The 21,851-nt window shown below is 36.2% G+C and carries 16 protein-coding genes and 2 pseudogenes; 11 read left to right on the forward strand and 7 right to left on the reverse strand.

The window, feature by feature from the left end:
- Window positions 1-27: 27 nt before the first annotated feature.
- Window positions 28-1,219, reverse strand: a pseudogene (locus tag IGL23_RS06625) (MFS transporter).
- A gap of 354 nt (window positions 1,220-1,573) precedes the next feature.
- Here IGL23_RS06625 and IGL23_RS06630 point away from each other — a divergent pair.
- The 4 genes from IGL23_RS06630 (at window position 1,574) to IGL23_RS06645 (ending at window position 5,815) form a co-directional block, all read left to right on the forward strand.
- A complete protein-coding gene (locus tag IGL23_RS06630) occupies window positions 1,574-2,434 on the forward strand; it encodes a glucosaminidase domain-containing protein (RefSeq protein WP_002357562.1) in 861 nt (286 codons plus the stop codon).
- A 228-nt stretch (window positions 2,435-2,662) separates the two neighbouring features.
- Window positions 2,663-3,595, forward strand: a complete 933-nt coding sequence (cysK, locus tag IGL23_RS06635; protein WP_033594719.1) for a cysteine synthase A — start codon at window positions 2,663-2,665, stop codon at window positions 3,593-3,595.
- A 138-nt stretch (window positions 3,596-3,733) separates the two neighbouring features.
- On the forward strand, window positions 3,734-4,177 hold the full coding sequence (locus IGL23_RS06640) for a Fur family transcriptional regulator (protein WP_430619687.1): 444 nt from the start codon (window positions 3,734-3,736) through the stop codon (window positions 4,175-4,177).
- A gap of 297 nt (window positions 4,178-4,474) precedes the next feature.
- Window positions 4,475-5,815 (forward strand): NADH oxidase, encoded by a 1,341-nt coding sequence (locus tag IGL23_RS06645; protein WP_430619693.1) that lies wholly within the window; start codon window positions 4,475-4,477, stop codon window positions 5,813-5,815.
- Window positions 5,816-5,862: 47 nt separating this feature from the next.
- Here the strand turns inward: IGL23_RS06645 and IGL23_RS06650 are convergent, their stop codons facing one another.
- Entirely contained in the window at window positions 5,863-6,471 is a 609-nt protein-coding gene (locus tag IGL23_RS06650; protein WP_002357557.1) for an NUDIX hydrolase N-terminal domain-containing protein, read from the reverse strand.
- A gap of 233 nt (window positions 6,472-6,704) precedes the next feature.
- On the opposite strand from IGL23_RS06650, the pseudogene IGL23_RS06655 reads away from it, so the two are divergent.
- Together IGL23_RS06655 and IGL23_RS06660 are read left to right on the forward strand one after the other, a co-directional pair.
- Window positions 6,705-6,809 (forward strand): annotated as a pseudogene (locus IGL23_RS06655) (GNAT family N-acetyltransferase); the annotation flags it as partial.
- A 19-nt stretch (window positions 6,810-6,828) separates the two neighbouring features.
- Entirely contained in the window at window positions 6,829-7,356 is a 528-nt protein-coding gene (locus tag IGL23_RS06660) for a GNAT family N-acetyltransferase (RefSeq protein WP_002357555.1), read from the forward strand.
- A 54-nt stretch (window positions 7,357-7,410) separates the two neighbouring features.
- On the opposite strand, the gene IGL23_RS06665 is transcribed toward IGL23_RS06660, so the two are convergent.
- Window positions 7,411-8,229, reverse strand: coding sequence for a helix-turn-helix transcriptional regulator (locus IGL23_RS06665; protein WP_002357554.1), 819 nt, complete (start codon window positions 8,227-8,229; stop codon window positions 7,411-7,413).
- Window positions 8,230-8,365: 136 nt separating this feature from the next.
- On the opposite strand from IGL23_RS06665, the gene IGL23_RS06670 reads away from it, so the two are divergent.
- From IGL23_RS06670 to IGL23_RS06690, 5 genes are all read left to right on the forward strand, one after another.
- Window positions 8,366-10,114, forward strand: a complete 1,749-nt coding sequence (locus IGL23_RS06670) for an ABC transporter ATP-binding protein (RefSeq protein WP_002369380.1) — start codon at window positions 8,366-8,368, stop codon at window positions 10,112-10,114.
- A complete protein-coding gene (locus IGL23_RS06675) occupies window positions 10,107-11,885 on the forward strand; it encodes an ABC transporter ATP-binding protein (protein WP_002378276.1) in 1,779 nt (592 codons plus the stop codon). Before IGL23_RS06670 ends, IGL23_RS06675 begins: the two co-directional genes overlap by 8 nt.
- Window positions 11,886-11,973: 88 nt before the next feature.
- Complete coding sequence (locus tag IGL23_RS06680) at window positions 11,974-12,399, forward strand: 8-oxo-dGTP diphosphatase (protein ID WP_002394459.1); 426 nt, start codon at window positions 11,974-11,976, stop codon at window positions 12,397-12,399.
- A 139-nt stretch (window positions 12,400-12,538) separates the two neighbouring features.
- Window positions 12,539-13,549 carry a hypothetical protein gene (locus tag IGL23_RS06685; protein WP_033594721.1) on the forward strand — a complete coding sequence of 337 codons (1,011 nt, stop codon included), beginning with the start codon at window positions 12,539-12,541 and terminating at the stop codon, window positions 13,547-13,549.
- 301 nt (window positions 13,550-13,850) lie between these two features.
- Window positions 13,851-15,287 (forward strand): catalase, encoded by a 1,437-nt coding sequence (locus IGL23_RS06690; protein ID WP_002357549.1) that lies wholly within the window; start codon window positions 13,851-13,853, stop codon window positions 15,285-15,287.
- A 212-nt stretch (window positions 15,288-15,499) separates the two neighbouring features.
- Here the strand turns inward: IGL23_RS06690 and IGL23_RS06695 are convergent, their stop codons facing one another.
- The 4 genes from IGL23_RS06695 to IGL23_RS06710 form a co-directional block, all read right to left on the reverse strand.
- The gene (locus IGL23_RS06695; RefSeq protein ID WP_033594722.1) at window positions 15,500-16,933 is read right to left on the reverse strand and encodes a cryptochrome/photolyase family protein; all 1,434 of its coding nucleotides are present in this window, start codon (window positions 16,931-16,933) and stop codon (window positions 15,500-15,502) included.
- A gap of 132 nt (window positions 16,934-17,065) precedes the next feature.
- Window positions 17,066-17,947, reverse strand: coding sequence for a helix-turn-helix domain-containing protein (locus IGL23_RS06700; RefSeq protein WP_430619688.1), 882 nt, complete (start codon window positions 17,945-17,947; stop codon window positions 17,066-17,068).
- Between the two features lie 272 nt (window positions 17,948-18,219).
- The gene (locus tag IGL23_RS06705) at window positions 18,220-20,148 is read right to left on the reverse strand and encodes a sucrose-specific PTS transporter subunit IIBC (protein ID WP_033594723.1); all 1,929 of its coding nucleotides are present in this window, start codon (window positions 20,146-20,148) and stop codon (window positions 18,220-18,222) included.
- A gap of 16 nt (window positions 20,149-20,164) precedes the next feature.
- Window positions 20,165-21,838, reverse strand: a complete 1,674-nt coding sequence (locus IGL23_RS06710) for a glycoside hydrolase family 13 protein (RefSeq protein WP_002404311.1) — start codon at window positions 21,836-21,838, stop codon at window positions 20,165-20,167.
- Between the last annotated feature and the right edge of the window lie 13 nt (window positions 21,839-21,851).

Below are 21,851 nucleotides of genomic sequence, written 5' to 3' on the forward strand. Positions count from 1 at the left end.
TTGTGATAGCATTCAGGTTTTTTTGCTTCATTTCTTTTTGGGAGCAAAGAGTATAAAGTGAAAAAATAATGCGAACAATTGGAACCCAATACCAGTTAAAGTTAACCCCGGACCATCCATAATTTTGCCACATTAGTGTACCAATCAATGAACCCAGTGAACCGCCGATGAAATAGAAAAACATAAAGACGGTATTGTTACGATTGCTGGCTTCTTCTCCCAAATTTTGGACGCGTGTTTGATTGGCTACTTGCCCAAATTGAGTACCGATATCTAAAACAATAATTGCTAAGATTAGTAAGACCACATGTGTTCCACCTAGAAAAAGTAAGATAAAACTACCGAACTGCATCAACAGGCCAATCAAAACAATCTTCCGTTCTGGATAATAATCGGATAGACGACCAATGATGGGTGCTACGAATGCTCCCGATAAACCAAAAATTGCTAAAATACCGACTTCTTTCGGTCCCCAATAATAAGCTGGACTACTAACAAAGAAAATTAATGTAGACCAAAAGATTGAAAAGGTTGCAAACATAAAAAAGCCATTGACAGTTGCTTCTCTTAACAAAGGTTGCGATTTGATTAGCTTAGGAAGACTTTTCAAAGAACCTAAATAAGTTAATCGATTTGAAGTTTGAGTATGTATCGGTGTTTTGGGCAATTTTAATTGAAGTAGAACGACCAATGCTAACACGAATATTACGGCGATTAAGTAGACTGTTCGCCAAGAAGCTGCACTAGCAATGAAACCCGAGATCGTTCGAGACAATAAAATTCCTGTCAATAGTCCGCCCAGCATTCGACCTGTTACTTTACCACGGTTCGCTGGTCCCGCCATGACCGCAGCATAAGGAATAATAATTTGGGTGACAATAGAGAGCAGCCCGATAAAAAAAGAAGAGAGTGCAAAAAGGAGAAAATTTGGTGCAAAAAACGCAGCACTTAGAGACAGCGAGGAGAGCGCGGCTACTCGAATGATTAATTTGCGACGATCAACGACATCGCCTAATGGAACAAGAAAAAGTAATCCTAGCGCATAGCCTAATTGGGTCAGCATAGTAACAAAACCAATAGAACCAATACTGACTTGAAAGGCCTGAGCAATTTGGGTGCCAATTGGTTGAATATAATACATATTGGCGACCACGACCCCGCAAGTTAACGCTAATAAAAACGTCACTTGATTTGTTAAACCCGATTGTTGTTTCTTCATCTAACCACCTACATTTCTATGTAATTCATTTTGTAATACAACAACTACTCGGCAATAGTTATTTTGATTACAAAAACAGACTTCTCCTATAAAGTTTGTTCAAAAAGTGACAAGTCCATTAAAAATTTTATCACAATAAATAAAGAAAAGTAAGAGGATAAATAACAAAAATCTCATCAAATTGAAAAGAAGAAGTGGTTGTTTTCACAAGTGTGAAGAGGGTTAATTAAATACAAACAAGATTTCAATTACATTACAGAAATTTTAAAACTCAAAATTTAATACGTTTATTTCTTGTTTCAATAGGAAATTAACGGTAAAATAGAAAAGTGAGACAGTGAGGAGGAAAAATGAATGAGCGAACAGTTAACAAGAAGTAGTAAACATATTCAAAAAGCTCTTAAAAAGCAAAAAGCTTATAAACGTGCTACCGCCGTTGCGGGGACTTCAATGATTTTAGCACCTGTGGTTGGTGCTGCGGTACCTGCCCAAGCAGAATCAAGCCAGCAAGCATTTATTAATGAAATCGGAAATTCAGCAGCAGCCGTTGCCAATAGCAATGATATGTATGCTTCCGTCATGATTGCTCAAGCGTTGCTAGAAAGTAGTTATGGTAGTTCTGGGTTAGCATCTGCACCGAATTATAACTTGTTTGGTGTAAAAGGAAGTTATAATGGACAATCTGTTTATATGCCAACAAAAGAATATTTAGACGGACAATGGGTGACCGTCACAGCAGCATTTAGAAGTTATAATTCTTATGCGGAATCGTTCCAAGATCATGCCAATGTTATTCGTTCCACTGCTTTTGGGGATACATACCATTATTCAGGCGTTTGGAAGAGTAATACTAGCAGTTATCGCGATGCAACAGCCGCTTTAGCTGGAAGTTATGCAACTGATCCAGGCTATGCCGAAAAATTGAATTGGTTAATTGAAGCATATAATTTAACTCAATATGATTGGGGAGCACCAGTCGCTCAAACCACTAGTTATTCAGATACAACGGGAACCGTTGATACAACAATCGATACAGCGGCTTCTGCAACAGCAACAGCAGAAACTGTAGCTAGTCAAAGTTACACTGTCGCAAACGGCGACACATTGTGGGACATTGCTGCACGTTTTGGAACGACAGTTGATAATTTAATGTCACTAAATGGATTAACATTGGATTCTGTTTTATCGGTGGGTCAAACCATCCAAATCGGTTAATTTTGCAATTATTTAGTTGAAGAAAGACCTTACAAAAGCAGTAGTTTTTGTAAGGTCTTTTATCGTGAAAATAGGTAGGGCCAGCAGCAATTATTGGATGAGTATAATTCGTTTTTTTATTTAATATTTCACAAACTAAAATTCGTTTTTCTGGTAGAAATCGTTTTTTTGAGCTATGCTTAGAGAAAGAATTGTTATATTGTTTGTAAAATTGGAGGATGTAGGATTATGACTAAAGGTTATGTAAAATCAGTAACAGAGTTAATTGGTCAAAGCCCAGTTGTGAAATTAAAACGGATGGTACCAGAAGAAGCTGCAGAGGTTTTTGTTAAACTAGAGTTCTTTAATCCTGGTGGCAGTGTGAAAGATCGAATTGCTTTAAGCATGATCCAACAAGCCGAAGCAGATGGTCGCCTAAAACCTGGACAAACGATTATTGAGCCGACTAGTGGTAATACAGGCATTGGGTTAGCAATGGTAGGTGCTGCGTTGGGATATCCAGTTAAGATTGTGATGCCAGATACTATGAGTATTGAACGCCGCAAATTGATGCAAGCATATGGGGCTAATTTATTATTAACCCCTGGTACCGAAGGAATGAAAGGGGCAATTGCAAAAGCCACAGCCTTAGCAGAAGAACACGGGTACTTCATGCCTTTGCAATTTAATAATCCAGCTAATCCAATGGTACATGAACAAAAAACAGGAAAAGAAATTGTTGATGTCTTTGGTAAACGTGGCTTAGATGCGTTTGTTTCTGGTGTTGGCACTGGAGGAACCGTTACAGGAGTTGGCCATGAATTGAAACGGATTTTTCCAGATATTGAAATTGTTGCAGTAGAACCAACGGAGTCGCCTGTTTTAGAAGGTGGCGAACCAGGTCCACATAAAATCCAAGGAATAGGCGCTGGTTTTGTCCCAGAAGTTTTAGACACCACTGTTTATCAAAAAGTTGCCGCCGTTTCTAGTGAAGACGCGTTAGAAACTGCTCGTTTAATGGGGCCAAAAGAGGGCATCCTTGTGGGGATCTCAGCAGGGGCAGCAATTAAAGCGGCCATTGATTTGGCAGTCGAATTAGGCGCAGGCAAACGTGTCTTAGCGCTGGTTCCAGATAATGGTGAACGTTATCTTTCGACAGCTCTTTACGAATTTCCAGAATAAAAAACACACCAAAAAACGAGCATTTCTCTTAGTTTAGTAAAATGCTCGTTTTTTCCACGAGAATCCTACAATAATTCTTGTCAATCGTAATAAGAAATAGTATTATTTAAGAAAGATAGACAGGGGAGGGATACAAAGATGGACAACGTATTGGTTAAAAATGCACTTGCTGAATTAAAAGAAGCCAATATCCGAATTACTCCGCAACGTTATGCTATCTTGGAATATTTAATCGAAAATCATACACACCCAACAGCTGATGAAATTTATCGCGCATTAGAAAATCATTTTCCAAATATGAGTGTAGCAACGGTTTACAACAATCTACGTTTATTTACTGAAATCGGTTTCGTTCAAGAAATGAGTTATGGCGATGCATCTAGTCGTTTTGATTTTAGTTCGAAGAAACATTATCACGTGATTTGTCAAAAATGTGGTAAAATCGTTGATTTTCATTATCCAGGGTTAGAGGACGTTGAAATGGCCGCTAGTAAATTAACAGGCTTCGAAATTAATGAACATCGTTTAGAATTATATGGATTATGTCCAGATTGCCAACAAGCACAACAGGAGAATGTGTAAAAAATTACATACTGTTAAAAATTTATCAAAAGATAAGTCACTTGTCTAGGCAAATTTCACAAGCGTAAGAGTTTTCACTCTTATGCTTGTTTTTTTGTGTGGTTATTGACTTTTAAATTCTTAAAAACAAAAAATTAACTAGCTATTATTAAGAATTAGCAACAGTTTGTGAATTTTTTTATATGCGATTCACAAGCATAGAACTCGAATAAGCTTGATTCCTCTGATATATTTTAAACAGACAGAGGGAGACGTCACCTCTGCAAAACAAAGATTGTGAAAGAAGGGATTTACAACATGAAAGTCGTAGTCGTAGGATGTACCCATGCTGGAACTTCAGCAGTTAAAAGTATTTTAGCAAATCACCCGGAGGCGGAAGTCACTGTATATGAAAGAAATGACAATATTTCCTTCCTATCTTGCGGAATTGCCTTGTACGTTGGAGGCGTAGTTAAAAATGCTGCTGATTTATTTTATTCAAATCCAGAAGAACTGGCTTCTTTAGGAGCAACAGTGAAGATAGAACACAATGTTGAAGAAATCAACGTGGACGACAAAACTGTTACAGCGAAAAACTTACAAACGGGCGCAACTGAGACCGTTTCTTATGATAAATTAGTGATGACAACTGGTTCTTGGCCAATTATTCCACCAATTCCAGGAATTGATGCTGAAAATATTTTATTATGTAAAAACTATTCACAAGCCAACGTGATCATCGAAAAAGCGAAAGATGCCAAACGTGTCGTTGTCGTTGGTGGCGGTTATATTGGTATTGAATTAGTAGAAGCCTTTGTAGAATCTGGTAAAGAAGTCACTTTAGTTGACGGGTTAGACCGCATTTTAAATAAATATTTAGATAAGCCATTCACAGATGTTCTAGAAAAAGAATTAGTTGATCGTGGCGTTAATTTAGCTTTAGGTGAAAATGTCCAACAATTCGTAGCAGATGAGCAAGGAAAAGTAGCAAAAGTTATTACACCAAGTCAAGAATTCGAAGCAGATATGGTGATTATGTGTGTAGGTTTCCGTCCAAATACAGAATTATTAAAAGATAAAGTTGACATGTTACCAAACGGTGCAATCGAAGTCAATGAGTATATGCAAACAAGCAATCCTGATATTTTTGCTGCGGGTGATAGTGCAGTTGTTCACTACAACCCAAGTCAAACAAAAAATTATATCCCATTAGCAACGAATGCTGTTCGTCAAGGTATGCTAGTAGGTCGTAATTTGACTGAACAAAAATTGGCTTATCGTGGCACACAGGGAACTTCTGGTTTATATTTATTCGGTTGGAAAATTGGTTCAACAGGTGTGACAAAAGAAAGTGCCAAATTAAACGGACTAGATGTCGAAGCGACTGTTTTCGAAGATAACTATCGTCCAGAGTTTATGCCAACAACTGAAAAAGTTCTGATGGAATTAGTCTATGAAAAAGGAACACAACGCATTGTTGGTGGTCAATTGATGTCTAAATATGATATCACACAATCTGCCAATACTTTATCATTAGCGGTCCAAAATAAAATGACTGTCGAAGATTTAGCGATTTCTGATTTCTTCTTCCAACCACATTTTGATCGCCCTTGGAACTACTTAAACTTATTAGCCCAAGCCGCTTTAGAAAATATGTAATTAATAATAGAAAAAGGATGAAGAACAGAAGTTCTTCATCCTTTTTGTTAGTCACTAAGCGCTCCAGTTGTTTGGTTCATTAATGCCATTAATTGCTCTTTCGTTGTTCGTTTGATAGAAAGAGAGGGGAGATTATCTAAAGAAAAATAAGCACAATTCGAGGTTTCAATGTTTTTTTCAAAGGGATGATTTTCTAGAATGTCACAAGAAAAGATCATTTTATAGTACTGAAATAGTTGAGGAATGTCTTTTCGTTTATCTGTATCATAAACAGCAAGCAATTCTTTTGCTGTAACAACTAAGCCAGTTTCTTCCAATACTTCTTTTTCAATATTTTCTTTAGGAGAGCAGCCAATTTCGGCATAGCCACCAGGTAATGACCATTCTTTGGTCCGTAAATCTTCAACTAATAAAAAACGATTCTCTTTTTTTATCAAACCGCGAACATCTACTTTCGGTGTTGGATAACCTTCTTCTTTAGTTAAGATTTTTTCTAAGTCGGGCAAGACAGTCGCTTCGTGTCCGGTTGCGCTAATAAGTTGTAACGTAAGTTCTCGTAGTTCTTGGTAACGTTCTTGATCAAAAGCATCTTTCCCGTAAAAAAGACCAGCATCTGCCAATGCTAGCAACCGCTTATAAGTGTTCAGATAATCCATATACGCACGCTCCTCATAGACTTAATACGTTTAGTTTAACAGAAAAAAATAAAGAAAGGGCAGATTTAGCGAGAAAAGGCGTCGTTTTAAGGAAATAATAAAGAATAAATGACTAACTTACATTTTTAAACTACCTATGCTATTATTTAATAAAAAAGATTGGGTATACAATAATTTTGTTATGTAAACAAAGCAAAAAGATTGACGTCATTCGCTAGACAGGTTAATATCATACTATTCGTTTTTACGAATCATTGGGTTTTAAGCGCCTTGAGGTTTTTCCGACATTATGGGACGCTTGGAATCCTTGTTTAATTTTAATTAAACAGTTGATTTAATCTACAAAGGAGTTTTAGTATGTCAGTATTTATTAGAGAGTGTACCGTCGCAGACGTACCAGAATTAGAGGCCATTTGCCAAGAGACTTTTGCAGATACTTATGGAGATGGCGAAAACGAAGAGGATTTACAGGCACATTATGAGAGGAAATTTAGTCCAGCAGTTTTAGAAAGCGAAATCTTACATAAAGATTCGCAATATTTCTTTGCTTTTTATAATAATGAACTTGCAGGTTATGTGAAATTAAATCACGGTGATGCTCAGATTACCTATCAACATCCACAAGCGTTACAAGTTGAGCGCATTTATATTCGTAAATCTTTTAAGCGTTTAGGCTTAGGCAAACATTTGATTACGAAAGCAATTGAATTAGCAGAAGAAGCAGAAAAAGAGACGGTTTGGTTAGGTGTTTGGGAACATAATCATCCAGCGCAAAAATTTTATCAATCGTTAGGCTTCGTCAAAACAGATGAACATGATTTTTATATGGGAAATGAACGCCATACCGATTATACAATGACGAAACAGTTAAAAGAGTCAACGTAAAGCAAAAACAAGGAAACGGACGCAATGAAGCCGACGATTCCTTGTTTTTTTATCTTAAAATTGTGAAGGGGATTTTCCATAATATTTTTTGAATAATTTACTGAAATGATAGGCATCTTCGTAACCAACCGTTTTTGCCACTTCTTTGACACTTAGGGAATCATTTTTCAGCAATTCTTTCGCATGGTTTAAGCGGATTTGAATTAAATAATTGATTGGCCCAACGCCTGTGGCCGCTTTAAAGGTTTTCGACAAATAAGTCGGGGTCACATATAGCATTTCAGCTAACTGTTCCAAAGTAATTTCTTCGTCATGGTGCGTTTCCAGATAATAAATCGTATGATTGACTAAATTTCGTTTTCTTTTTTCCGTTTTCGATAGCCGAGTTTCAATTTTATTTTCTTGATCAACTGCTAAGCTTCTTAAAATATAGACCAATAGTTCAATAACTAAAGCTTTAATTTGTAACGCTGATTCAACTTCTTGATGGTTTAATTCATGAACAATTTGCCAAGCTTTTTCTAAAAAAGCACCATGTAAATGACTTAAATCTAATAAAGCTGATTTATTTGGAAATACGTTTCGCGCTAAGCCTTCTAAATAGAGATTTGAAATGCCAATGTGTAGTTGATGTGAGTAAGTTCCTGCTTTTTGTTGCTCACCATGTTCCGTTCGCGGATTAAAAAGAAACACTGTACCAGCAGTGGCATGGTACTGTTGCCCTTGAACAATATATTCAGATTCACCTTCTAAAAGAATAGATATTTCCAGAAATTCATGATGATGACAATTATAAGGGTGGGTCTCTTCGTTCCAAGGATCAAAGGCATATAAAATTTCAGGATTAAACGTTCGACTATTTGTGTAGTTCATAAAAAATCACTCCTACTTGTATCCGCTTTCTATACTATATTGTACATCAAAATATACAAGAATGCCCATTTCTTTTCCTATAAAAAAACAGTAATCTTATACACGTCCATAAAAACAAGAGAGAGTAGGGGAGAAAATGAATAGTTTTGAATGGATTTGGCAATATGCTAAAAAAAATAAGAATAAGTTACTGCTAGCTGTTATTTTTGTCGTTATTAACGCTATTTTAATTGTTATTATTCCATTGTTATCTGGCAGAATTGTAGACCAAGTAATCAATCAGGGGAAAACTGAAGAGCTTGTCCCAATTCTTGGGATTATGATTGGGGTGACCGTTATTCGGACAGTTGTTCGTTATAGTTATCAAGTCTTGTTTGAATCGGTCGGACAATCTGCGTTATTTGACTTAAGAAAAGATATGTATATCAAACTTCAAGAATTAGATTTTGATTTCTTTAATCATACACGTGTTGGCGACATTATGGCGCGAATGACAGGGGATACAGACGCTATCCGCCATTTCGTTTCTTGGGTCACTTATAACCTCTTAGAATGTATTTTATGGTTCATCGCAGCCGTGATTGTGATGGGGACGATCAATTGGCAATTGATGCTGGCATTAATTTTAATTACACCTTTGATTTTTCTGTTAACACAAAAAATGTCGAAGGAATCGCATCCGGTATTTTTTGAGATTCGGGAAAGTTTTTCTCGGTTAAATTCAATGGTCGAAGAAAATATTGGTGGAAATCGGGTGGTTAAAGCTTTTTCTCAAGAACCTTATGAAATTGAAAAGTTTAACAAGCACAATGAAGACTATAAAAAATGGAATATGGCTTCTGCAGATGTCTCAAAAAAATATTTACCGTGGTTAGACGGTTTTGCAGGTAGTTTAAATGTTATTGCCTTAGTTCTTGGTGGCCTCTTTGTGATTCAAGGTCGGATGACAATTGGTGATTTAGTGGCCTTTAACGGCTTTCTCTGGATGTTGAACATGCCGATGCGAATGAGTGGCTGGTTGATCAATGATGTGCAACGCTTTACGGCATCGTCCATTAAAATTCGTCAGTTATTAGCAACGAAACCGAAGATTCCCATTGCTCGGGAAAAAGAAGCAGAACCGATCCAAGGCTATGTGACGTTTGATCACGTGTCCTTTCATTTTTCAGATGATCCAGAAACCCCCATTTTATCGGATGTTTCATTTTCAGCAAAACCTGGTGAAACAATTGGTATTTTAGGGGAAACTGGTTCAGGCAAAACCACTTTAGTTAACTTAATCGCTCGGTTCTATGATCCAACAAAAGGCACTGTTTATATTGATGGAAAAGATGCTAAAAGCTATTCTGTTCGTAAATTGCGAGAAAATATCTCCATGGTTATGCAAGATGTCTTTCTTTTTTCCAATACGATAGAAGATAACATTGCTTTTGGTAATACACTGGCTAACTTGGAACAAGTGCAAATGATGGCTGAAATTGCTGATGCCCATAGCTTTATTTCCAGAATGCCCGAAGGTTATGCAACAATTGTTGGTGAACGCGGCGTTGGCCTATCTGGTGGCCAAAAACAGCGGATTTCACTAGCCCGTGCTTTAACCAAAGATCCAGCTATTTTAATTTTAGATGACACAACTTCCGCTGTTGATATGGAAACAGAATCAAAAATTCAAAAAGAACTAGGTCGTTTGACGGAAAAGAAAACGACATTTATTATTGCCCACCGAATTTCTTCTGTGAGAGAGGCCAATTTAATTTTGATGATGGAAAAAGGCCGTGTGGTGGAAAGCGGTACGCATAGCGAATTAGTCGAACAAAAAGGCAAATATTTTGACGTATATCAAAAACAATTAGGTCTGACAAAGGAAGGTGAGTCGCGTGGCTAGAAATACGTTTGATGTAGATGAGACTTTAGAAAAAGAATTTAATTGGTCTCATTATAAACGATTAGGCGCCTATATTAAGCCTTACAAAAAAGCTGTTTTTAAAACATTATTTGTCATCATATTAGCTAATCTGGCAAGTATGTTAGGCCCTTACTTTACTAAAATTGCGATTGACCAAGTAATTCCACAAAAGAATCTCTCGTTACTCTTGATACTAGGGGCTATTTTCCTATTTTCCTTGGTGATTATTGGTTGGTGTATGCGTTATCGAATATATGCCATCACAGAAATTGGACAAGATATTTTAAAAGATATGCGTTTTTCAATTTTTGAGCATCTACAAAAATTACCATTTTCTTACTTCGACAGTCGGCCGCATGGAAAAATCTTAATTCGGGTGGTCAATTACATCAATACGTTAAGTGATTTATTAAGTAATGGATTGATCAATTTAATTTCTGATTTATTTAATGTGATTATTACCTTAATTTTCATGTTATTTATTGATGTGAAATTAACCTTATACAGTTTACTGCTATTGCCTGTGTTGTTCGTGATGGTTCTATTTATTCAAGGGAAACAACGGAAAGCTTACCAAGAGCTTAGCAATAAACAATCAAACTTAAATGCCTATATTCATGAAAGTATTTCAGGAATTAAAATTACACAATCTTTTGCACGAGAAGATGAAAATTTCCAAATTTTTAACGAGGTAAGCGAAGAATATCGTCAATCCTTTATGAAAGCTGTGCGTGTCCAGTATTTATTATGGCCAGCAGTGCAAAATATATCCGTCATTACGACTTGTTTTATCTATTTCGTAGGAATCCGTCAATTAGGTGTGTCCGTTACTACTGGGACGCTAATTGCTTTTATCGGTTATATCAATAACTTTTGGAATCCAGTCATCAATATTGGTAACTTCTACAATTCTCTGATTACTGCAACTGCCTATTTGGAAAGGATTTTTGAAACGATGGATGTTGTTCCAGAAATTCAAGATGCGCCGCACGCTATTGCGTTGCCGCCAATTAAAGGAACCGTCGACTTTCAGCATGTTTATTTCCGTTATGAAGAAGGAAAAAATATTTTGACCGATGTTAGTTTTCATATTGAGCCAGGACAAACAATCGCCTTGGTTGGGCCAACAGGTGCGGGTAAAACAACAATCATCAATTTGTTAAGTCGTTTTTATGATGTGAATGAAGGGGCTGTTAAAATTGATGGTTATGATGTTCGCGATGTGACACTCCGTTCGTTAAGAAAACAAATGGGGGTAATGCTTCAAGATACGTTTATTTTTTCAGGAACAATTATTGAAAACATTCGGTACGGAAATTTAGCAGCCACAGAGGAAGAAGTTATCCAAGCCGCAAAAATTGTTCGTGCGCACGACTTTATCAAAGATTTAAAAGATGGCTATGAAACAGTTGTGGAAGAGCGGGGGAGTACTCTCTCGGCAGGACAACGCCAATTAATTTCATTTGCTCGTGCTTTACTGGCAGATCCCAAAATTTTAATTTTAGACGAAGCTACCTCCAGTATTGATACAAAAACAGAAGAGTTGTTACAAGAAGGACTACAACAACTTCTGAAAGGACGGACATCGTTTATTATTGCTCATCGGCTTTCTACCATCAAAAATAGCGATAAAATTTTCTATATTGATGGTGGTCGTATTGTGGAAGAAGGATCTCATGATCAACTAATGGCAAAACATGCGTTATATCATCATTTATATCAATCGCAATACGACTTATTAAAGAGCTAGATGATAAAACAGAGAAAATTCTTAGTTGAATCTTTCTCTGTTTTTCTGTATCGTAACCTTAACAAAGGAAAAAATGATGAGGTGCCAAATGAAACGGAATTTTGAAGTGGAATTAACAACATTATGTATGATTAGAAATCAGAAAAATGAAATCCTTGTGCAAGAACGACAAAAAAAGGATTGGCCTGGTTGGACGTTCCCTGGCGGGCATGTTGAAAAAAACGAGGGCATGGAAACAGCCATGGTTCGCGAACTCCTTGAAGAAACAGGCTTAGTGCTAAAGCCACAATTAGTAGGTGTTGCAGAATGGCTGAATGATTGTTCGGGTGCGCGGGAATTAGCCACATTATTCATTGCAGAAACAGCGGATGAACTACCAGAAGAAACGGAACAACCCTTGTTTTGGGTCACTGAAAAAGAATTGCGAGAAGGTCCTTTAGCTGGCAGTTTAGCAGAACTTTTCCCAGTATTTTTTGGCGAAAAGCAATTTTATTTTAAAAATAATACAGCTTAATGATTCAAACCTAAAAGATTAAATCAATCCCACTTATTAAAAGAGAGGAAATCTAAAATTAAACATTGCTATTTATAAGCAATGTTTGCTATTCTTAATAAAAGGGAATTAATTTTTTATATAATGAGGGGGAAAAAGTGTGTTAAAAAGAAAAGTGGGGATTATCGCAGGCGTTTTCTGTTCAGCTTTGTTACTGACAGGCTGTGGCAAAAGTGCGAAAGACGAGTTCATTCAAGGGATTGGCAATCAAAACGCACAAGAATCTGGGGTTTGGGATTTCTCTATGTCAATTAGTGACATGAAATTTTCACAAGAAGATGGTGCACAAACGAATCCTATGATTGGGATGCTCATCACGCAAATCAAAGACGCATCGCTTTCTGGGAAGATTCAAGTAGATGCAAAAAAAGAAAAAGCATTCAGCTTAGAGATGAAATTAAAAGCGATGGGCATGGATGTACCGATTTCATTGATTGGATCATTAGATAACGAGGGCAAAGAGCCAAAACTCTATTTAGCAACAGATATGATGGAATATATTGTCGCTGTCGCAGACTCAATGACTGACGGTGCTATTGACAGTTCTCAGTTAGATACAGAAAAACTAAAAGGAAAATACATTGATCTTTTAGCCATGAACGAGGAAAGTACGAAAGAATGGCAAGATACAATCAAAGAGTATCAAGAATCGGAAAAAGAACGAAAACAGTCTGCTAAGGAATACAAAGAGTTTTTAGAAGGATTAGACAAGGATACGTTCGAGAAAAAAGGGGATACCATTACCCATACGTTTACAAAAAAAGAATTACAAAAGTTAATCAAAATTACGACAGAAACATCTGAAAAAGGTAAAGAACAAGATCCTTTCGAAAAAATCAAAGATGTTTCTGCCAAAGTTTCTGTTAATACAAAAGAAAATAAAACAAATATGTTGATTAATGTGAAACCGCAGCAAGACAAGAACGTTGACATGGGACTTGAATCATTATCTAGTAAAATTAGCATTACACAAAAAGCCAAAAAAGCGACGATTTCAATGCCTAAGAAAGAAAATATTTTATCAGAACAAGAAGTTGAAAAAATATTTTCCGATAGCACCTCTATGACAGGTCTATCGACTGAAGACACGACTGTTGCGATCAATCAATAACGCTGAATGACCAATAAAAACGGTCGCTCAAAAAAGTAACGAAAGACCTAGCATGATTGGGATGCTAGGTCTTTTTTGAATAAAAAAACAGCATTTTAGTTTTCTTTGAATTATTGGTTGTTATTTTTGGTGGTGTAAACAGTTTAAAGTTAATACATTTGTTTTTGATTTAAATTCTACTGCTATTTTTAATCATTCTATTAAATAACAAATGTTTTCGAGTGTTTTTAAGCATTATTTTTGTTATGCAGAGTGGTTTTTTTATACAATGAGTATAATTTTAGATGAAGGAGTGTTTTAGGTGAAAAATCAACATTTAACTACGTCACAAGGAAGTCCAGTTGGCGATAATCAAAATTCGCTAACTGCAGGAGAATTTGGTCCTGTCCTAATCCAAGACGTTCATTTATTAGAAAAATTAGCTCATTTTAATCGTGAGCGCGTACCAGAACGGGTTGTTCATGCCAAAGGTGCTGGTGCTCATGGAATTTTCAAGGTGAGCCAATCAATGGCACAATATACTAAAGCCGATTTTTTATCTGAAGTTGGCAAAGAAACACCTTTATTCGCTCGTTTTTCAACTGTAGCTGGAGAGTTAGGTTCATCAGATACATTGCGTGATCCTCGCGGTTTTGCGCTTAAATTCTATACAGACGAAGGAAATTACGACTTAGTTGGCAATAATACGCCCATTTTTTTCATTCGTGATGCAATTAAGTTTCCAGATTTTATTCATAGCCAAAAAAGAAATCCACGGACGCATTTGAAAAGTCCAGAAGCTGTTTGGGATTTTTGGTCTCATTCACCTGAAAGCCTTCATCAAGTAACAATTTTAATGAGTGATCGTGGCATTCCGTTGTCGTTCCGTCATATGCATGGTTTTGGTAGCCATACATTCAAATGGGTCAATGCTGCTGGAGAAGTATTTTTTGTTAAATATCACTTCAAGACGAATCAAGGAATCAAAAATCTAGAAAGTCAATTAGCAGAAGAAATTGCTGGGAAAAATCCCGATTTCCATATTGAAGATTTGCATAATGCAATTGAAAATCAAGAATTTCCTTCTTGGACATTATCTGTGCAAATTATCCCGTATGCAGATGCGTTAACAATGAAAGAAACTCTTTTTGATGTAACAAAAACGGTTTCTCAAAAAGAGTATCCGCTGATTGAAGTTGGCACGATGACTTTAAATAGAAATCCAGAGAATTATTTTGCAGAGGTTGAACAAGTAACCTTTTCACCAGGGAATTTCGTTCCTGGTATTGAAGCTTCTCCAGATAAATTATTGCAAGGACGTTTGTTCGCTTATGGGGATGCACATCGTCATCGTGTGGGCGCTAATAGTCACCAATTGCCGATCAACCAAGCAAAAGCGCCTGTAAATAACTACCAAAAAGACGGCAATATGCGTTTTAACAATGGCAATAGCGAAATTAATTACGAACCAAATAGTTATACTGAAACACCAAAAGAAGATCCTAAGGCGAAAATTAGTTCCTTTGAAGTTGAAGGAAATGTTGGTAATTATAGCTATAATCAAGATCACTTTACACAAGCAAACGCTTTGTATAATTTGCTGCCAAGCGAAGAAAAAGAAAACTTAATTAACAATATAGCGGCATCTTTAGGTCAAGTGAAAAATCAAGAAATCATCGCGCGTCAAATTGATTTGTTCACTAGAGTAAATCCAGAATATGGAGCACGTGTCGCACAAGCAATTAATCAACAAGCATAATTTATATAACGTACGTGACAAAACCAGTCTAGATAAATTAAAGACTGGTTTTGTTTGCTTTTCAATGCTTTTTACTCTACTTTGTATAATGTATATTATGTTAACTAGAATAGAATAAAAAACTTTAGCCGATAAATTGCACCTCTCTTTCGACTAATTAATTTACCCAACTAACCTTACAAATTGTTTGCTAAGCTAGTTGGGTTTACTGTTTATTGAAACGTTGGATTGTTCATTTCTTGATGAATTTCTTTGCTCGCTTCATATAGAAATAATGTTTGTTTTTTACTTGATGCATAATCGACAATGGGTTTTGGATAATTTTCTCCTAAATGTACATGATATTGCGTTTGTAAGGCTTCGTTCATTAGATTTGGTTGATGAATATACTTTTGTGGCACTTGCTTAAGTTCTGGAACATATTTTTTGATGAACTGGCCGTCATTATCAAATTTTTTTGACTGGATAATTGGATTAAAAATCCGAAAATACGGGACAGCGTCCGTTCCTGTTGAAGCAGCCCATTGCCAGCCACCGATATTATTGGCAGCATCATAGTCAATCAACATTTTTTGAAAGTATTTTTCACCCCAACGCCAATCGATGTGTAAATTTTTAACTAAAAAAGAGGCAGTAATCATTCTTAAGCGATTGTGCATCCAACCAGTTTGATTCAGTTGTCGCATTGCGGCATCAATTATAGGGTACCCCGTCTCCCCTTTTTGCCACTTGACAAACATTTCTGGGTCATTTATCCATTGAATATAACGAAATTTTTCTTGAATAGCTTCCTCTTTTTGTTGTGGAAACGCACTATAGATCATATTGTAAAAGTCGCGCCAAGCTAATTCTTTTTTGAAGGTTTCTTTACTTAAGCTAGAAGGCACAGATGCAAGCTCTTGCCAAATGGTGCGAATCGAAAGTTCTCCCGTTCTTAAAAAAGTAGACAGATGACTCGTTTGATCCTGATAAGGAAAATCACGCTTATTTTCATAGGATTGAAGTTTTTGATCAATAAAAGTATTTAAGCGCCTTCTGGCTGTTTCTTCGCCGACACTATAGTGTGTTAAAGGAATCCTCGCAATCTGTTCCCCATATGCTGCTTCCTCTTCTGGAAAAAGACACGCACTAAAAATTTTTTCAGCTGTATAGGAAACAGGAATCGGGGTTTCTTTAGGCGCCTCTTTCCATTTATTGTAATAGGGCGTAAACACTTGGTACTTGCTGCCATCGTTCTTCTTAATTTCTTCAGAGCCATGCAAATAGGCATCTTGAAAAGAGAAAGACTGAATATTATTTTCTTCAAAAAAGCGCATAGCTTGCTGGTCTCGCTTTGCCCCAAAGCCACAAGTATCTTCATTAAAATAAATTGCCTGCCAATCGGGTAATTTGCGTTTCAAACGTAAAAATAAATCTAACGGTTCGCCGACCATGATTTGTAAATGTGCCTCTTGATCGATTCGTTCTTTAAACGAGGCTAAACTTGCAAAAAAAGCGTTATGATTAGCACTTTCTTGAATAAATTGTTGAGGATTCATTTGGAATAATAAAATTAATTCATCAGCTGCAGAATTTTGTAACGCGTGTGCTAATGCTTTATTATCCTGTAATCGTAAATCACGTCTAAACCACATCACTCTTTTCATTTTTAAATCCTCCTAAATACTTCGTCTTGCTTATCGTAACCGTGACTGCTGATTTTTAAAAGCAACTTGCCTAGACTTTTCAAAAAGCCGATAAAAACTGGGTTTTCAGCTTTTATCGGCTTTTTGATTAAATTAATAGGAAATATTAAAAGCTTTCATATCTTTCTCAATATATTGTAGGACTTCTGTATTGCCAAAAAATTGTGTAAAATAATAGGCTTGACGATAGTCATCGGCTGTGTCTTCCCCGAGCATTTGTTTGTTAAAGGCTTTTTCATATAAAAGATAATCTAGCAAATAAATGGAGTGTTTGTCACGACAAATCTGAATCCCTTTTTCGCTTAAAATGACACTTTTTTGGTAGTCTTTCATTTCCGAGTAGAATTTAGCAGAATTATAATAAATTCTACAACGCTCCAAGGAACATTCTAATTTAACTTGTTCCAATTCTTGTAATGATTTTTCGTAATACACTTGCGCTTTTCTCATATCTTTTTCCAGTTCGTATAGCGTACCTAGCGCATTCAGGCTTAAAATGTTGTAAATATTGACTTTACGGTCAATTTCCGCGCCCCGGTATAGGTAAAACAAGGCCTCTGCTTTATCTTTTTTTCCTAATAAACAAGTAATTCCCTTATAATATAACAATTTAGTCGTTAGTTCATTATTAGATAAGATAAGACCTTCAGGCACTTCTTGTAATAAATTGTAGGCCTCTAAGTGAAATAACCGTAAAGATAAATCCTCGACTTTGTTTAGTAGATTTTCAATTTTCTTTTCTTCAGAAATCATCATGCATTCTTCTACTTCTAAATCTAATCGGAGGCAAATAGATGAGAAAATATCTAAACTGTCACATAGATTACGGTTTTCAATATTACTAATTGTTGCTTGCGTACAGATGCCGTTAGCCAGCTCTGATTGTGTGATTTTTTTAAGTTTTCTCGCTTGTTTTATTTTGTCTCCTGCTACCTTCACGAACAGACCTCCACTTGTATTATTATGTAAATTCATTAAAAAATGTTATACTTTGATTATCACTTAAAGGAGGTACATGCTATGTTTGATTTACTTGCATTATTTACTGGAACATCAACTTATGGCAACGTTCCCCATGTTTAATTAGTCAATGCGTGTCAAGTATGGTCTTCCATACTTGGCATGTTTCCTTTAAAACTGACTCAATCATACTACAAACGGATAGACAAATACAACCGAAAATCATTGGTTTTTTATTAAGAAAAAGAACAGCAAGAAGTGATAACTACTTCTTGCTGTTCTTTTGTTTAGTTAGGTGTATTTAGATTTAAAATGATTTGTTCCGGCGTAATTTCATTATGATCTGACATCATTGGTTCTACGCTTAAATAACTTGAAGTGTTTGTAATGATAACCATGACAGTTGAGTCAAGCCCAGCTTCTTTAATGGCTTTTCGATCGAACGTTCCTAAAAGATCTCCTTTTTTAACACGGTGACCTTGGGTTACTTGTGTCTGAAAGACTTCCTGCCCCAACGTGACGGTATCAATTCCTATATGAATTAATACTTCAGCTCCTGCGTCCGTTTGGATACCATAAGCGTGCCCAGTTTCTGCAACCAAGTTTAATAAACCATCTGCAGGCGCGTAAACCTTGTTCGCTGTTGGCATGATTGCTAAACCTTTGCCCATCATCTCGCTTGAAAATACTGGGTCATTAACAGCAGTAAGATTCATGGCGTAACCATTTACCGGAGAAAAAAGTTGTTCATCTAAGGTGTTATGTTGCATTTCAAAGACTTCGCGTTCTTCCTCTTCGATTACTTTATCTGAAATTAAAACCTCTTGTGGAATTGCAAATAGACTGGTTAATGCATAACATACACCGACAGATAAAAGTGCGACTAATAAATAGATCACTAATTGATGTGCACTATAGATATACATTAAGAAAGAAGGAATAACGGCTAATCCATAAGAATTTGATTGAATATGAAAAATAGCTAAAATTGCTCCGCCTAAACCTGACGTAAACAAGACACATAGCAACGGTTTTAAGTTCCAACGAATAAGTAATCCAAATAACACAGGTTCACTAACTCCAAATAATTGAGACAACATAGAACCGATGGCCGTCGACTTCACTTTGCTATCTTGCGCTTTTTTCGCAAAAGCTAAACAACTGCCAATGTTGGCAAACCCATACATGGCACATATTGTAATCAATGCATTAAATCCTGTATTTGCTAATAATGATGTTTCTACCATAGTTAGTGTATGATGAATACCAATCAAAACCATTAAAGGATATGAGGCACCAATCACGAAACCACCTAATCCTAAGGGCAACCCAATCAACCATTGGACAACATCTACCATGCCTAACTCAACGGTATGCAAAATTGGGCCAATTCCGAGAATCATGATTAAAAAAGTAATTAACATAGTCATAAAAGGTGTAAAAATTTGATCAAGAATATTCGGCATCTTTTTTCGGAAAAAAAGTTCAATCTTTGCGCCAATTATACCAGCAGCAATTGCACTTAAAACGGAACCTTGTGCACCGACAACTGGGATAAAACCAAAAGCCATAATAGCTTTCACGCCAGAATCTGGTGTTGCAACTGCATAAGCGTTTGGTAAAATGGGTGATACCATCATTAAACCAATAACAATCCCGATTACAGGCGTCGCATTAAATGCTTTAAAGGTAGACCAAACAATCAAAGCTGGCAAAAAGGCAAAGACGGTATCTGTAATGACAGAGACAATTTGTTGAAAGCTTTCAGGAATATTGGCTACACTTGCTCCGAATAATTGTAAAAAAGTATCGTTAAAAATAACACCTTTTAACCCTAGGAACAATCCTGTTGCTGCAATTACTGGAACAATTGGAATGAATATTTCACTTAAAATGCGCATTGTTTTGCGCATGCCCGTTTCATTATTTTTTAAAATTGCTGTTTGCTCTGCTTTTGACACAACATTGATTCCAAGTTTTTCTATTTCATCATACACTTTAGTCACAATACCAGTTCCTAAAATCACTTGGTATTGACCACCATTATAAAAAACACCCTTGACTAAATCGATTTTTTCTAGTTGTTTACCATCTACTTGTTCGTGGTCCTTCAAAATAAAACGTAACCGCGTTTGACAATGGGTGACCGATATAATGTTATCCATACCGATTAATTGAATAATGTCTTTGGCTGCCTGCTGATAATTTTCTGCCATGTTATACTCCTCCTAGCTACTCATTTATAGTAATCAATAGTCCTTGATAGCTTTTTAATAATGTTCCCTGCTGAACTAATTGCTCTCGTTCTTCAGACTGTGTATCAAAAATAACTGTGCCATTAACTAAATAATGAGGGATTGGAACCGCCTCACCAAAATTAAAAAAGGCGTAAATCGTTTTTTCATTTAATTTGCGTTTATAAGCAATAACATTATCTGGAAGATTTGATAGTCCCTCAAATGTTCCATAAAGTAAGATGTCTGTATAGGGACTCTTTTGACGAAATGCAATCATCCGCTTATAGAAATGAAAAATACTTTGACTATTTTTTATTTCTGCTTCGGCATTGATTTCTTTATAATTATCCACCATTCCTAACCAAGGCTTGACGCTTGAAAAACCGCCATACATAGAATCATTCCATGGAAAAGGCGTGCGGGCATTGTCTCGACTACGCAAATTGACAAGTGACAAGGCTTCTTTGGGTGTAAATCCTTCTTTTATTGCTCGATAGTATTGATCAATGCTAGAAATATCATCGAATTCATCAATCGAACCCCTTTCAAAATTGGTCATTCCTAATTCTTGTCCTTGGTAAATAAAAGGCGTACCCCTTAAAAAGAAATACATGGCGCCGAATGTTTTAACCGCATTTGGCTGTTGAGCCTGTTCTTTTAAATATTTCGTTGTCGCTCGAGGTTGATCATGATTTTCAATAAAATTTGCACTCCAACCAGCCTCTTGCATGGCTTCTTGCTGTTTGAAAATTAATGTACGTAAATCATTCCAAGACCAATCGATTCTATAAAACCATTCGCTTCCTGATTTTACATCCAAATCAGCCCATTTGAAGTCAAAAATCATGTCGAAATACCCTGTTTCTCCAATAAATTCTGATAAATTTGGATAATTGACGCCGGCCGCTTCAGCAACTGTGACAATATCAAAACCAGCAAAAGCTTTTTCTTTTAATTCGTTCAGAAAGTCACTCATTCCTGGCATGTTTCTACTAGCTTTTGTTACTTTGGCTAATTGATCTGCCCCATCAGCAGGTAAGTTTGTCCAAGTCAAATCTTTCTTAATAAAATTAATCGCATCTACACGAAAACCAGCAATTCCTTTGTTTAACCAAAAACGAATCATTTGATAGATTTCTTTGCGTAGTTCAGGATTTTCCCAATTTAAATCCGGCTGTTTTTTATGAAAGGCATGAAAGTAGTAGGCATCTTCCCCAGGTAATTTTTCCCAAACACTACCACCGAAGTTAGACCGCCAATTTGTAGGTGCTTCTCGTCCTTCTTTTATAATATAAAAGTCTCGAAAACGACTTTGAGGATTTTTTAAAACATCTTGAAACCAAGCATGTTCATCAGATGTATGGTTTACCACTAAATCTAAAATAACTTTTATGTTTCGTTTTTTTGCTTCTTCAATGAGTTCATCGAAGTCTGCCATTGTACCAAAATCGCTAGAAATACCATAATAGTCTGAAATATCATATCCATTGTCAGCCATTGGCGAAGGGTACATTGGACTCAGCCAAATCAGCGTAATTCCTAAATTTTCTAAGTAATCCAGTTTTTGAATAATGCCTTGTAAATCACCAATTCCGTCATTATTACTATCCGAAAAGCTACGTGGATAAATTTGATAGGCTACTTCTTTTTGCCACCAATTTCTGTTCATTCTGGTTCTCCTC

Source organism: Enterococcus sp. MSG3299 (assembly GCF_050555765.1).
Lineage (GTDB): Bacteria > Bacillota > Bacilli > Lactobacillales > Enterococcaceae > Enterococcus > Enterococcus faecalis.